The following is a 14,126-nucleotide window of genomic DNA, read 5'->3' on the forward strand; positions in this document are numbered from 1 at the left end:
GACTCTATCGGAAGGAGCTTGCGCAATTATGGTTAAACACTTTCATATAATAGATAAACACATTATTCAACATCTATGGTGGTAATTGCCCATTCATTTACAGCCCCTGTGCCTTCTTCAACCTTTACTAAAACGTAGTATTTTGTTCCATCTGAATTAAAGAACCCAAAATGTCCTTGAGAATCATAAACTTTATCTCCTGTATTTTCATTAGGAATAAAAAATCCAGGAAGTTTAATAGTCCCTTGAAAGGCTAAAAAATCAGTTTCATATTTTCTTATTTCATTACTAGGTATTTCATCCCAACTATTACCTGTTGTAAAAATGGCATATACTTTTTTAGCAGAACTGCTAAAATCTAATGTCATAATATTTCCTTCTCCCACTAGTTCTCCATTATATGTCATATCATTTGATTGATTAGTAGAAGCATTAAATACCCTCCTACTTTTTGCAAATAATCTAATACCATCTTCCGAAATCCAAATATCGCCATTAAATGCAAAATCTCCGTGATAAGGTGAATCGTAAAGATATTGTGCAGTTCCATTATTAATATCGTATTTTTCAAAATCTGAAGGAGATAAACCATTATCTGCGCCATAAATGTAATTACCCGATGGATGAAGTTTTACTTTAGTGCGCTCCCATACCGAACCACCTATATGTTGTATTTCTACTCCGTTTGCTAGATTAACACACCTTATTCTTTCCCATTGATCTTCTTTAGGAAAAACATATACCCATTCATTAGGTGCAAGTATAATATCAAAAGTATTTGTTGTTACAGCATAATTATTTTCCAACTCCATTGTGGATAGATTTATATAAGAAAACCAACCATTATGACCAACTACAGCATGACTCCCCCCTAGTTCAACAGAAACGCATGTTGGAGGAATATTTAGGGCTACGGATTTAACTGAATTATTAGAAGGGTTAAAGACTCTTAATTCGTTAGGATTTTCGGAAACAGCAACTATTACATTATTATTTCTGTCATATTCCGCATCTATTATATTACCATCAATTAACCACTTTTCTTCAATGTAATTATTAATTCCAACATTTATAGTAATTGATTGACCAAAATTATTAGTTATAAGGGTTTCTAAATTATAGTCTTGTGTAACTAAATTTGCCCTATCTAATGTCATAACTACTTCTTTAGAATCTCCAGCACTTAAGCTACCTGAGCTTGGGTTAAGGTTAAGAAAAGAATTTGAATTATTATCCCAACTCCAATCAAAATTAAACTTACCATCATTTTTAATAACAAAAGATAAGCTTCCCTCAGAATATCCATAATTTAAAGATGATTTGGATACACTCATAATATTTGATAAATCCTCAATATTAAGTTCTAAACTTACTTCGGCTTTTCCAGCTCCGTTGGTAACAAATTCTACCTTACCAACATATTTTCCTTCATCTAAATTTGATATATTAGGAGTTAATTCAAGTTCAATAATTTCAGAATCAATAGTACCTGATACAGAATTAATTTCAATCCAATCAGGTTTGGATGCAACATTCCACTGGAATTTACCTGAGGGCTGAACGGATATAAAAAGTTTACTAGTTTGATTATTATTAAAAATTACATCATTAGGAGATACTGCAATCTGAAATTCTTCTGAAACCTCGTTTTTCTCACAGCCAACAAAAAATAAAGCCAATAACAACATTAAACAAACTAAACTTGAACTCTTTCTTATCTCCATTTTAATTGGTCTTTCTTTTAAATTCAAACTAATAATCTGATTATATTAATTTATGATTACTAACGATAGAAATTCATAAACAAATGTAGTTGAATATTTTTATAATAAAAAGAAAATTCGCTCAATCACCATTTTTACTTATTCAAACAATAATCGATAACTTTGCTCCAGTTTTCACAATATTTCTAATGACAAAAATATTACTCCTTTCTGACACACACAGTTATATAGATAACGATATTTTAAAATACGTAAAACAAGCAGATGAAGTTTGGCATGCAGGCGATATTGGCGATTTAAAAGTAACCGATGCTATAAAAAAATTAAAGCCTTTACGTGGTGTTTATGGCAATATTGATGATGCCAAAGTACGATTAGAATTTCCAGAACATAATCGATTTATGTGTGAAGATGTAGATGTTTGGATAACCCATATTGGAGGGTACCCGCCAAAATATAATATAAGAGTTATAAATGAGATAAAACAAAACCCGCCAAAACTTTTTATTTGTGGACACTCACATATTTTAAAAGTGATGTCCGATAAAAAGTTGAATGTATTACACATGAATCCTGGTGCGGTTGGTAAACACGGTTTTCATAAAACACGTACTATGCTCCGTTTTACTGTTGATGGTAGTAAAATTGATAATTTGGAGGTTATTGAGTTTAGCAAAAGGTAATTGTGAGTTAGAGTTTTAACTACTTTTTGCAAATACGAGCGTTAGGGATTGATGCAGCATCCATTTTAAAAGAAAAGGGCAATTAAGTTTGATAGAACTAAAAATTAACAGATTGCCACAGTCGTTCCTCCTTCGCAATGACGTTTTAAAAAGATAAATACGAAAGCCCGACCCGACGCTAAAGGAGGGGAACGCCAAAAAAATAATTGATATTTTGTTGTGCAAGAGTATTTCCCTCCTTTGGAGGGATTAAGGGAGGCTTTATAAAAAAACCCAAAGCTTTCACTCTGGGTTTTAACGCACTAATACTACTAAGATGTTAGGTTTATCGTAATCGATCTACAGATTTTACAAGATCTTCATCCTTCTTAATGGCTTTATTGGCTAACGCCAAAAACACGATAGAAACGATAGGAAGAAACATCCCAATACCTTTCTCAGAAACCGCCGTTTCTCCAGATAAATTTAGAGATTGATATACAAAAAATCCTAGTAAAAAAAAGTTTAATATGATGTTAAGGCGCCCCAACATAAATTGAGACTTCCTGTTTTTGTATCTAAATATTGATATAATTGATAATAGTGCTGATACTAAAAACGCAGCTAACACATAATTAATATCGGCTGCAAAAGCTTTAATATCATCTGGTGTAACCCATAACTCAAACGCATAAATTAATCCTGCAGAAACACCTGCAGCAATTAAAAGATATATGGTTTGTATGCGTTGTAACATATGCTATTTTAAAACTAGACAGCAAAAATAATAGTTTCTTTTATAAAATAAGCCCTAAAAATTAAAATAAAGTTGTATAATTGCACTGATGATTCCCAACAACCACTATTGCAGGTTGTTAATTCTTCAAAGTAAAGAAATCATTTTTCAGAATAAAATCAAAAAATTATACTCAACTATACGTATTCAATTAAACATCAATGTTTGAAATTTCACAATTAAAAGAGAAGAAGCTCGCTGAGTTACAGGAGATTGCTCAAAAATTAAAGATCCCAAAGTACCGTTCATTAAAAAAATTAGATTTAGTTTATCAAATACTCGATCAACAAGCAGCTGACCCAAAAACGGTAACTGCAGTAATAGAACCTAAAGAAGATTCTAATACTACTGCTGAAAACAAACCTGCCAGAAAACCTAGACAACGTGTGCAAAAGCCTGTTAGAAATGAGCCAGCAAAACGCGATGAACAACCTCAAGAAGAGAATAAAGCGCCTGAAGTAAAATCAAATGAGACTACTCAGGAAAAGAAAGAGGAGAATAAACAAGTGCACAAGCCAAATCCGAGACCTGCTAACGATAACCAAAAGGATAATCAGCAGAAGTCACATCAGAAAAGAGATAACAATCATCAGCATAAAAATCTGCATAAAAACCAAAAAAATGGCAATATAGATAAAGGTAACAAGGATAACAGAAATCGTTATCGTGAGCCTGATTATGAGTTTGATGCCATTATTGAAAGTGAAGGTGTTTTAGATATTATGCAAGATGGCTATGGGTTTTTACGTTCCTCTGACTATAATTATTTATCATCACCAGATGATATTTATGTATCGCAATCACAAATACGCTTATTTGGTTTAAAAACTGGAGATACGGTTTTAGGACATGTACGCCCGCCAAAAGAAGGCGAAAAATATTTTCCTTTAATTAAGGTTAGTAAAATTAATGGTCAAAATCCAAATGTAGTTAGAGACCGTGTGTCTTTCGAGCATTTAACACCATTATTCCCGCAAGAAAAATTTACGTTAGCAGAAAAACAAAGTACCATTTCAACTCGAATAATGGATTTGTTTTCACCTATTGGAAAAGGACAACGTGGTATGATTGTTTCGCAGCCTAAAACTGGTAAAACCATGTTATTAAAGGATGTAGCTAATGCTATTGCTGCAAATCATCCTGAAGTTTATCAAATGATTTTATTAATTGATGAACGTCCTGAAGAGGTTACCGATATGCAACGTAATGTGCGTGGTGAAGTAATCGCTTCAACTTTTGATAAAGAAGCACATGAACACGTAAAAATTGCTAATATTGTTTTAGAAAAAGCAAAACGCCTTGTAGAATGTGGACACGATGTGGTGATTCTTTTAGATTCTATTACACGTTTAGCACGTGCTTATAATACTGTTCAACCTGCTTCTGGAAAAATTCTTTCTGGTGGTGTAGATGCTAATGCATTACATAAACCTAAACGTTTCTTTGGAGCTGCACGTAATATTGAAAATGGCGGATCATTAACCATTATCGCAACAGCACTTACCGAAACTGGCTCTAAAATGGATGAAGTTATTTTTGAAGAATTTAAAGGAACTGGTAATATGGAACTGCAATTAGATAGAAAAATATCTAACCGCAGAATTTTCCCTGCTATCGATTTAACATCATCAAGTACGCGTCGTGATGATATTCTATTAGATGATAACACGATACAACGTATGTGGGTAATGCGTAAATACCTTGCCGATATGAACCCAGTTGAAGCTATGGAATTTATTAACGAGCGCTTTAAACAAACTAGAAACAACGAAGAGTTTTTAATATCCATGAATGGATAGTTTAAATAAATTTAAAACTAACTAACTCAAACTTAAAAGGCCTTAGCAATATTGTTAGGGCTTTTTTAATTAGTCATATTGTTGTTCAGCTACAGATTTCTGCTTTCTAGCCTTAGACATTTTTTCATTTACACATTAAACATATATTTACCGCCAATTTATAGTTTTACCTAATTATGTTGGCATCTAAATTTATTCGAAGCTTTTTATTTTTAATTTTTCTAGTTCCTCTTATATCCATTGCGCAGTCTGAGGAAAAAGAAAGCATCAAATTTTTTGTAGAATGCAATTGTGATGAAAACTACATAAGGCAAGAAATTAAATATATCAATCATGTGCGAGATCAAGGTCTAGCAAACGTTCAGCTTTTCATATATGATATTGTTAATGGTAGCGGAGGAAGAACCTATAAATTAGAATTTACTGGAAGCTCATCTTTTAAAAATATAACCAACAATTTGTCCTTTGATTCTAATCCTAATATGACATCAGATGAAATACGAAATCAAATAGTTTCTGTTATAAAGAAAGGGTTGATAAAATATGTTATTGAATCTGATTTAGCTGATAAAATCACTTATAAAATAAATGGAGAAACTGAAAACACAGAACAAGAAATAGAAGATCCTTGGAAGAATTGGATTTTTGAAGTTTATGGGAGTGCAAGTTTTGATAAAGAAGCTAGCCGTAAAAGATTTGAATATAGAGCTGGTTTTGAAAGCGATAGAGTAACCGAAAAATGGCGAATAAGAGCAGATTTACAAATGAATCAAACTGAAAGTCGATTTATACGTAATGATGAAGAATTCAAGAGTTCAAGACAACGGTATTGGGGGTCTGCTAGTGTTGTAAAAAGTCTTTCAGAACATTGGTCTACTGGAATATTTGTAAATAGCAGACATGACACTTATACTAATTTAGATTTTTCGGGTGGTTTTTATCCCGCAATAGAATACAATATTTATCCATACGACGAAGTCCTTAAAAGAGAGATAACCTTTGCTTATAAAATAGGTGGTTTTTATAACAATTACATTGAGACAACCATATTTGGAGAAGACAATGAGTTTATTTTTAATCACTCATTTGATATACAAGCTAGATATAGACAACCTTGGGGTAATATTTACTCAAGAATTAGAGCTTCAAGCTTTTTAGAAGATTTTTCAAAAAACAGATTACAAGTTTACAGCAGTTTATCAATTCGAGTTTTAAAAGGGTTTTCCGTTAGGTTTTCTAGTAATTTAGAATTTATTCATGATCAAATAAATTTACCAGCTGGAGATGCGTCAATTGAAGATGTACTTCTACAACAAAAACAAATTGCTACAGATTTTGAATTAGGGTTCTCAGTTGGAGTAACCTATACATTTGGATCTGCATTCAATAATATAATAAATACACGACTATAAAAGTTTTGCATAAAAAAAGCTTCCCATTATTGAGAAGCTTTTGAATGTTTTAAACTTTAAAGCAAATTAAAGAGCAGCTATATGTTTTGCTAAACCAGATTTAAGATTAGCTGCTTTGTTAGCATGAATAACATTTTTCTTAGCTAATTTATCTAGCATAGAAACTACAGTAGGAAACATTTTTTCAGCTTCTTTCTTATCCGTTAACTCGCGTAACTTTTTAATTGCACTACGCGTTGTTTTATGCTGGTATCTGTTTACCAAACGCTTAGATTCGTTACTTCTTATTCTCTTTAATGCTGACTTATGATTTGCCATGTGTTCTTTTTATTATTAAAATTGTAGCCCGTAGGGGAATCGAACCCCTCTTACCAGGATGAAAACCTGGCGTCCTAGCCGATAGACGAACGGGCCATTTGGTTTATTCTATATTTAAATGAACCTACAACGTTTCCATTGCGGATGCAAAAATACAACTATTTTTAAATGTTGCAACAGTAGATTAAACTTTTTTGAAAAAAATTTAATCTAATACGCTTTTGCAAATAAAACACGCTTATTTGAAGGCTTCCCAGAATAGACACAAACACCTTCTTCCGCTTTAGCATCTAGCGGAATACACCTTATAGTTGCTTTAGTGAGTTCTTTAATTTTATCTTCGGTTTCTGCTGTGCCATCCCAATGCGCCGAAATAAATCCTGTTTTAGTTTCTAAAATGGTTTTAAAATCTTCAAAATTATCCACTTCTGTTATATGAGTATCTCTAAAATCTAAAGCCTTTTTAAATAAACTTTCTTGAATTTCTTCTAATAAATTTTCAATTACCACTGTAATTCTATCTAAAATTACGGTTTGCTTAGTTAAAGTATCGCGTCTAGCAACTTCAACGGTTTCATCTTCCAAATCCTTTGGCCCTATAGCAATACGTAATGGTACACCTTGTAATTCATGCTGTGCAAATTTTGCACCAGGTCTCAATGTGTCTCGTTTATCAAATTTTACTGATATCCCTCGCTCTTTAAGGTCACTTATAACATCTTCAGCTACTTTACTTATAGCTTCAAATTGCTCATCATTTCTAAAAATAGGAACAATTATTACTTGGTAAGGTGCTAAGTTTGGCGGCAATACTAATCCTTTATCATCGCTATGCGTCATAATAAGCGCTCCCATTAACCTTGTAGAAACGCCCCAAGAGGTTGCCCAAACATAATCTTGTTTACCTTCTTTATTAGCAAATTTAACATCGAATGCTTTGGCAAAATTCTGACCTAAAAAGTGTGATGTTCCTGCTTGTAAAGCTTTCCCGTCTTGCATTAATGCTTCAATACAATAGGTTTCTTCTGCTCCAGCAAAACGCTCACTCTCCGTTTTTAAACCTTGAATTACAGGAATAGCCATAAATTTTTCTACAAAAGCAGCATAGACATTATTCATTAAAGCGGCCTCGTCTAGAGCTTCTTTTTTAGTTTCATGAGCGGTATGTCCTTCTTGCCATAAAAACTCTGCAGTACGCAAAAATAAACGTGTACGCATTTCCCAACGCACTACATTTGCCCACTGGTTTACTAATATTGGTAAATCTCTATAAGATTGAATCCACCCTTTGTAAGTGTTCCAAATTATAGCCTCACTTGTAGGCCTTACAATGAGCTCTTCTTCTAATTTAGCTTCAGGATCTACTCGCAATTTCCCTGGTTTGTCAGGATCGTTTTGTAACCTATAATGTGTTACAATAGCACATTCTTTAGCAAAACCTTCAGCATTTTTTTCTTCAGCTTCAAACAAACTTTTAGGTACAAATAGAGGAAAATAAGCATTTTGATGTCCTGTTTCTTTAAACATTTTATCCAATTCTGCTTGCATTTTTTCCCAAATTGCATAACCGTAGGGCTTAATTACCATACATCCCCTTACTGCTGAATTCTCCGCTAAATCAGCCTTAACAACCAATTCGTTATACCATTTTGAGTAATCCTCTGCTCTACTCGTAAGTTTTTTGCTCATATTAATATTTTGGCACAAATATTGTGATTATGTTAAATAAAAAAATAGTTCAGCAAAACTAACTATTTTTGTTATGTTCAACAATAAAATTCTAGAGATATGCAATTTAATAACTACTTAAAAAGAAAAATGCCGTTTTTAGCAATCTTAGGCTTGCTAATTGGTTTGTCATCATGCGGCTCTTATCAATACGTAGGAGTTGACAGCGATGGTATTTATGGTGCCCCAGAAAGACCTGTACAGCAACAAGAACCACAAGTAGTGGTTACTAATGATAATAACAACACACAAAGTGATTACTACAAAAATTACTTTAAAACAAAATCTTTAGAATACGATAATTTAGCTGATGATGCTATATTTACAGATATTGATTCATATGTAGGTAATGATTACGTTGAAAATGATTCCATTGCGAATAACTATCAAGGTTATGCAGGATGGGGTCAAAATAGTAATCAAGTTACCATAAATTATATTGACAACGGTTGGAACAACTGGGGTTGGAATGCTGGTTTTGGCTGGGGTTGGAACAACTGGGGTTGGAATAATTGGGGATGGAATAGGTGGAATCGCTGGGGTTGGAATAACTGGGGCTGGAATGCTGGTTTTGGTTGGAATGATCCGTTTTGGTGTCCGCCTTTTGGAGGAGGATTTTATGGTGGTTTAGCCTTTAATAATTTTTGGGGTGGTTACAGAGGATTCTATGGTAATAGAAATTATTACAATAGAAATATAGCCTATAACGCCAGTAGACGTGGTGCTTATTCAAGACGCTCAGTGGCTTCAAACTCATCAAATTCAAGATACTATTCTTCAAGAAGAAGTTCTGCATCAAATGTTAATAGAAATCGATCCACAAACACTCGTTCTGGAACAAATGTAGTTAGACGAAGTTCTACCGCAACACCTGCTAGGAATTCAACTGCAAGATCTACATCTCCCGCAGTAAGAAGAAACCGAACCACAACAAGCTCTTCAAATAGCAACAGAAGTTATAATTATGGAACAGGCAGAAGAAGTTCAAGCTCTTCTCCGTCAGCAAGCAGATCTTCATCTTCTTCTAGTAGAAGCAGCTCTGGAGTAAGATCGTCAAGTGGCAGAAGCTCTAGCGGAGGTAGCAGAAGTTCTGGCGGTTCTTCAAGAGGAGGAAGACGCGGATAAAATCTAAAAAAATAAAAAGTTAATATATGAAAAAGTTAAGTTTACTATTCATAGGTATCATATCTATGTCTACAATATGCGCTCAAGATATAACAGATGCCTTAAGGTATTCGCAAAGTGAAATTCAAGGAACAGCTCGTTTTAGAGCTTTAAGCGGTGCTTTTGGTGCTCTTGGTGGCGATATGAGTGCGGTTAGTTTAAACCCAGCAGGATCTGCAGTTTTTTCCACCAGTCATGTATCTTTTACTGGATCAAATATCGATTTAGATAACAATGCAGATTATTTTAATGGATTAACAAACACAAATACCTCTGATTTTGATATCAATCAAGGTGGTGCAGTATTTGTTTTTGCAAGTAGAAATGATTCTCCTTGGAAAAAATTCACCTTAGGTATTGCTTATGAAAGAACTAATAATTATAACGATGTTTGGAATGCTGTAGGCACAAATACCAACAATCAGTCTATAGATTTTTACTTTTTAGATTATGCAGATGGTATAAGATTAGGTGACATTTCTTTATTAGATGGTGAATTTGAAGAAGATGCTTATGCAGATATTGGTAATGCATTGGGGTTTGTTCACCAACAAGCTTTTTTAGGATATCAAGCCTTTATTCTTGAGCCAGATATTGATGATGATAATGATAACACAAGTTATTTTTCCAATTTAGCAGATGGAACTTTTGATCACGATTATTTATATACCAGTACTGGATATAACGGAAAAATTACATTTAACCTAGCGGCTCAATATGAGGATAATTTATACTTAGGTATTAACTTAAATTCTCATTTTATAAACTATCAAAGAAGCACCTCTTTACAAGAAGACAATGCTAATGGTGGATTAATAAACTTTATTGATTTTGACAATAACCTTTCTACTACAGGTAATGGCTTTTCATTTCAGCTTGGTGGAATTATGAAATTATCTCCTGAGTTTAGAGTTGGTGTTACTTACGACTCACCTACTTGGTATTCTATTGACGAAGAAACCACTCAATTTATAGATACTAATGAGTCAGATCCTAATTTAGATTTTGTTGAAGGTGTTATTAACGTTTATCCGAGATATAGATTACAAACGCCAGCAAAGTTAACCGGTAGTTTAGCCTATGTTTTTGGTAAACAAGGATTAATTAGTTTTGACTATTCTCGTAAAGATTACGGCAGCATTAAATTTAAACCAGAAAACGATTTTACAAATGTAAATAACAACATTGGCAATATGCTTACTGATGCTTCAACCTATAGAATTGGTGGTGAGTATAAGCACAAACAGTTTAGTTTTAGAGGCGGTTATCGTTTTGAAGAAAGCCCATATTTAGATGGCGTTACAATTGGAGATTTAACAGGATATTCTCTTGGAATTGGTTATAATTTTGGAAACACAAAATTAGATGTTACTTACGATCAATTTAGTAGAACAAGTCAAACATCTCTTTATAATGTTGGCTTAACAGATGCTGCTACAATTGATAGAACAAACTCTAATTTAACATTGTCGCTAAGCTTTAATATCTAGAAAAATATAAATCGATTTTAAAAAAGCTTGAATATAAACATTCAAGCTTTTTCTTTTAAATGTAATTAAATCATTAAAAACAGACAAACCAACAGATTTCAGCTTTCGCGAGAATGACAGTTTAAATTTGATACCACGATTAAAAATCGTGGAGTTATAGAGTAATTAATTGTTTGTTAATACAAAACATAACAAAAGTGTTTTGCTTATCTTTGCAGACTTAAATAAGATTTCTTTTTTAAAATGAAAATTGAGAAAAATTTAGAAGAATTCGAATCTTTAGGAGACGAACATATTGGAACTTCTGAAAGTACTCCAATGCGACATGATGCTTTTAGACTTTCTAACGAAGAAAAAATAGACATTATAAAAGACGATGTGCGCCATATTATGGAAACTTTGGGCTTAGATTTAAGCGACGATAGTTTAAATGGCACACCAAACCGTGTAGCAAAAATGTTTGTTAAAGAAATTTTCGGAGGTTTAGACCCTAAGAAAAAACCAAGTGCTTCAACTTTTGAAAACAAATATAAATATGGCGAAATGCTTGTTGAAAAAAACATCACAGTATATTCAACTTGCGAGCATCATTTATTGCCAATAGTAGGGAAAGCACATATTGCCTACATTTCAAACGGAACTGTTGTAGGTTTATCTAAAATGAATCGTATTGTAGATTATTTTGCAAAACGACCACAGGTGCAAGAACGTTTAACTATTCAAGTGGTTAAAGAATTGCAAGAGGTTTTAAATACAAAAGATGTAGCTTGCGTTATTGATGCCAAACATTTATGTGTCAATTCTAGAGGTATTAGAGATATTGAAAGCAGCACAGTAACTTCAGAGTTTGGAGGCAAATTTAAAGAAGAAGCAACACGCAGAGAATTTTTAGATTACATTAAATTAGATACCAAATTTTAAATACATGTTAGATGTTTAGTCGTAAAGCTATAAAGTTGTACTCAATAATCAGCTAAACAACTAAACGACATTCAACTTAACAAAAAACATGCATACATATTCGTTTGAAAAATTAGAAGTTTGGAAAGAAGCTATCAAACTTGCTACAAATGTTTATAACTACACAAAAGAATTTCCTAATGAAGAAAAATTTGGTTTAATTTCTCAAATGAGGCGCTGCTCAGTTTCAGTTTCTTCAAATATTGCAGAAGGCACTGCTAGATTAACTAATAAAGATAAGGCTCATTTTATGACCGTAGCTTATAGTTCTGCTCTAGAGTTATTAAATCAAACTATAATTTCAAAAGAATTAGAATTTATTTCAGAAGAAAACTATAAAAATATTAGATTTGAAGTTGAATCGATAACCAATAAAATTAACGCATTACGAAATAACTTTCTTAAAACATAATTCCATCGACTTAACAACAAACAGCTAAACAAATAACGGTAATGCAACTCTACAAAGAACAACAGATAACAATATACAACACACTTACTAGTAAAAAAGAAACCTTTAAACCCGTTAACGAAGGTTACGTTGGTATGTATGTTTGTGGACCAACAGTTTATAGTAATGTACATTTAGGCAATGTTAGAACCTTTATGTCTTTTGACATGGTTTTTAGGTACCTAAAACATTTAGGATATAAAGTTCGCTATGTTCGTAATATCACAGATGCTGGTCATTTAGAAAATGACGCTGATGAAGGCGAAGATAAAATTACCAAAAAAGCACGTTTAGAGCAAATTGAACCTATGGAAGTTGTGCAGCGTTATACTGTAGACTTTCACAATATACTTAATACACTAAATTTTTTACCACCAAGTATCGAACCAACTGCTACAGGACATATTATTGAGCAAATTGAACTAATCGAAAAAATTTTAGAAAACGGTTTTGCTTACATAGTAAATGGTTCTGTTTATTTTGATGTTCATAAATACAACGAAACTAACGATTATGGTATCTTAAGCAAACGTAAACTTGAAGATTTAATTCACAATACTCGTGAGCTAGACGGACAAAGCGACAAAAAAAACCCTCAAGATTTTGCCCTTTGGAAAAAAGCCGAACCACAACATATCATGAGATGGCCTTCACCTTGGAGTGACGGATTCCCTGGTTGGCATTTAGAGTGTACTGCAATGAGCACCAAATACTTAGGCGAACAATTTGATATTCACGGTGGAGGAATGGATTTAAAATTTCCGCATCACGAATGTGAAATTGCTCAAAATGAAGCTGCTAAAGGTAAAAGTCCAGTAAACTATTGGATGCATGCCAATATGCTAGAAATGAATGGGCAACGCATGTCTAAAACTACAGGAAACACTATAAATCCTGATGAATTACTATCTGGAAACAATACTATTTTTAGTAAAGCTTACGGCCCAAGTGTTATACGTTTTTTTAATGCTCAATCGTCTTACCGAAGTGTTTTAGATTTAACAGATGCTGGATTATTAGCAAGTGAAAAAGGATTTTACAGATTGATGGATGCTGTAAATCTAATGGAAAGTTTAAAGGCCTCTGAAACATCATCAATAGATGTAAATGCATGGAAACAGAAATGTTATGATGCTATGAATGATGATTTTAATTCGCCCATTTTAATAGCCCACCTGTTTGAAGCTGCTAAGTATATAAATCAAATAAAAGAAAATACTGAAACTTTAAATATTAAAGATTTATCAACTTTAAAAAATACTGTAAATGCTTTTGTTTTTGATGTTTTAGGGTTAGAAAACACAACAACAAATAACGAATCTGGAACAGAGAAACTATCGAAAGCTATAGATATTTTAATTAAATTAAGACAAGAAGCTAGAGCCAATAAAGATTTTGCATTATCTGATAAAATACGTAATAAGCTAGCCGCTGTTGGCATACAACTTAAAGACGGTAAAGACGGAACAACGTTTTCGGTAAACTAGTGTTTTTTTAAGTTCTTTTGGTTTATTTCGACTTAACTACCATACAGTTTACAAATAATACATTAATGAAACATCCATGATTAATATTTAATCACACAACCAAATGATTATTTAGGATGTTACATGTGACCGTTG

At 32.8% G+C, this 14,126-nt stretch carries 12 protein-coding genes and 1 tRNA gene; 8 read left to right on the forward strand and 5 right to left on the reverse strand.

Annotated elements, in window-relative coordinates; all coding sequences use genetic code 11:
• Positions 1 to 62: 62 nt before the first annotated feature.
• A complete protein-coding gene (locus L3X37_RS09055; protein WP_237239856.1) occupies positions 63 to 1,724 on the reverse strand; it encodes a BACON domain-containing protein in 1,662 nt (553 codons plus the stop codon).
• Positions 1,725 to 1,912: 188 nt separating this feature from the next.
• On the opposite strand from L3X37_RS09055, the gene L3X37_RS09060 reads away from it, so the two are divergent.
• Entirely contained in the window at positions 1,913 to 2,407 is a 495-nt protein-coding gene (locus L3X37_RS09060; protein ID WP_237239857.1) for a metallophosphoesterase family protein, read from the forward strand.
• Positions 2,408 to 2,732: 325 nt separating this feature from the next.
• Here the strand turns inward: L3X37_RS09060 and L3X37_RS09065 are convergent, their stop codons facing one another.
• Complete coding sequence (locus L3X37_RS09065; RefSeq protein ID WP_237239858.1) at positions 2,733 to 3,143, reverse strand: DUF4293 domain-containing protein; 411 nt, start codon at positions 3,141 to 3,143, stop codon at positions 2,733 to 2,735.
• Between the two features lie 200 nt (positions 3,144 to 3,343).
• Between L3X37_RS09065 and rho the strand changes: the two genes are divergently transcribed.
• A complete protein-coding gene (gene rho / locus L3X37_RS09070) occupies positions 3,344 to 4,981 on the forward strand; it encodes a transcription termination factor Rho (protein WP_237239859.1) in 1,638 nt (545 codons plus the stop codon).
• A 176-nt stretch (positions 4,982 to 5,157) separates the two neighbouring features.
• Positions 5,158 to 6,393: a hypothetical protein gene (locus L3X37_RS09075; protein ID WP_237239860.1), complete on the forward strand. Its 1,236-nt coding sequence runs from the start codon at positions 5,158 to 5,160 to the stop codon at positions 6,391 to 6,393.
• A 66-nt stretch (positions 6,394 to 6,459) separates the two neighbouring features.
• Here L3X37_RS09075 and rpsT read toward each other — a convergent pair whose 3' ends face one another.
• The 3 genes from rpsT to proS all read right to left on the reverse strand — a co-directional run bounded on the left by rpsT (position 6,460) and on the right by proS (position 8,400).
• Entirely contained in the window at positions 6,460 to 6,711 is a 252-nt protein-coding gene (gene rpsT / locus L3X37_RS09080) for a 30S ribosomal protein S20 (RefSeq protein WP_237239861.1), read from the reverse strand.
• A gap of 24 nt (positions 6,712 to 6,735) precedes the next feature.
• A tRNA-Glu gene (locus tag L3X37_RS09085) sits at positions 6,736 to 6,807 on the reverse strand.
• A 114-nt stretch (positions 6,808 to 6,921) separates the two neighbouring features.
• On the reverse strand, positions 6,922 to 8,400 hold the full coding sequence (gene proS / locus L3X37_RS09090) for a proline--tRNA ligase (protein WP_237239862.1): 1,479 nt from the start codon (positions 8,398 to 8,400) through the stop codon (positions 6,922 to 6,924).
• Positions 8,401 to 8,499: 99 nt separating this feature from the next.
• On the opposite strand from proS, the gene L3X37_RS09095 reads away from it, so the two are divergent.
• The 5 genes from L3X37_RS09095 to cysS all read left to right on the forward strand — a co-directional run bounded on the left by L3X37_RS09095 (position 8,500) and on the right by cysS (position 13,991).
• The gene (locus L3X37_RS09095) at positions 8,500 to 9,564 is read left to right on the forward strand and encodes a hypothetical protein (RefSeq protein ID WP_237239863.1); all 1,065 of its coding nucleotides are present in this window, start codon (positions 8,500 to 8,502) and stop codon (positions 9,562 to 9,564) included.
• 26 nt (positions 9,565 to 9,590) lie between these two features.
• Positions 9,591 to 11,093 carry an OmpP1/FadL family transporter gene (locus tag L3X37_RS09100; RefSeq protein WP_237239864.1) on the forward strand — a complete coding sequence of 501 codons (1,503 nt, stop codon included), beginning with the start codon at positions 9,591 to 9,593 and terminating at the stop codon, positions 11,091 to 11,093.
• Positions 11,094 to 11,336: 243 nt separating this feature from the next.
• Positions 11,337 to 12,014, forward strand: a complete 678-nt coding sequence (gene folE / locus L3X37_RS09105; protein WP_237239865.1) for a GTP cyclohydrolase I FolE — start codon at positions 11,337 to 11,339, stop codon at positions 12,012 to 12,014.
• 88 nt (positions 12,015 to 12,102) lie between these two features.
• The gene (locus tag L3X37_RS09110) at positions 12,103 to 12,465 is read left to right on the forward strand and encodes a four helix bundle protein (protein ID WP_237239866.1); all 363 of its coding nucleotides are present in this window, start codon (positions 12,103 to 12,105) and stop codon (positions 12,463 to 12,465) included.
• 41 nt (positions 12,466 to 12,506) lie between these two features.
• Positions 12,507 to 13,991, forward strand: coding sequence for a cysteine--tRNA ligase (gene cysS, locus L3X37_RS09115; RefSeq protein ID WP_237239867.1), 1,485 nt, complete (start codon positions 12,507 to 12,509; stop codon positions 13,989 to 13,991).
• Positions 13,992 to 14,126 lie beyond the last annotated feature (135 nt).

This window comes from Wocania arenilitoris, assembly GCF_021728535.1.
In the GTDB taxonomy this organism is placed as follows: Bacteria; Bacteroidota; Bacteroidia; order Flavobacteriales; family Flavobacteriaceae; genus Wocania_A; species Wocania_A arenilitoris.

Excerpts from the sequence above, each read along its gene's own strand:
- proS (WP_237239862.1), bottom strand. The coding sequence starts at position 8,400 with ATGAGCAAAAAACTTACGAGTAGAGCAGAGGATTACTCAAAATGGTAT.
- L3X37_RS09065 (WP_237239858.1), bottom strand. The coding sequence starts at position 3,143 with ATGTTACAACGCATACAAACCATATATCTTTTAATTGCTGCAGGTGTT.
- rpsT (WP_237239861.1), bottom strand. The coding sequence starts at position 6,711 with ATGGCAAATCATAAGTCAGCATTAAAGAGAATAAGAAGTAACGAATCT.
- L3X37_RS09110 (WP_237239866.1), top strand. The coding sequence starts at position 12,103 with ATGCATACATATTCGTTTGAAAAATTAGAAGTTTGGAAAGAAGCTATC.
- cysS (WP_237239867.1), top strand. The coding sequence starts at position 12,507 with ATGCAACTCTACAAAGAACAACAGATAACAATATACAACACACTTACT.
- L3X37_RS09060 (WP_237239857.1), top strand. The coding sequence starts at position 1,913 with ATGACAAAAATATTACTCCTTTCTGACACACACAGTTATATAGATAAC.
- L3X37_RS09100 (WP_237239864.1), top strand. The coding sequence starts at position 9,591 with ATGAAAAAGTTAAGTTTACTATTCATAGGTATCATATCTATGTCTACA.
- folE (WP_237239865.1), top strand. The coding sequence starts at position 11,337 with ATGAAAATTGAGAAAAATTTAGAAGAATTCGAATCTTTAGGAGACGAA.
- L3X37_RS09095 (WP_237239863.1), top strand. The coding sequence starts at position 8,500 with ATGCAATTTAATAACTACTTAAAAAGAAAAATGCCGTTTTTAGCAATC.
- rho (WP_237239859.1), top strand. The coding sequence starts at position 3,344 with ATGTTTGAAATTTCACAATTAAAAGAGAAGAAGCTCGCTGAGTTACAG.
- L3X37_RS09055 (WP_237239856.1), bottom strand. The coding sequence starts at position 1,724 with ATGGAGATAAGAAAGAGTTCAAGTTTAGTTTGTTTAATGTTGTTATTG.
- L3X37_RS09075 (WP_237239860.1), top strand. The coding sequence starts at position 5,158 with ATGTTGGCATCTAAATTTATTCGAAGCTTTTTATTTTTAATTTTTCTA.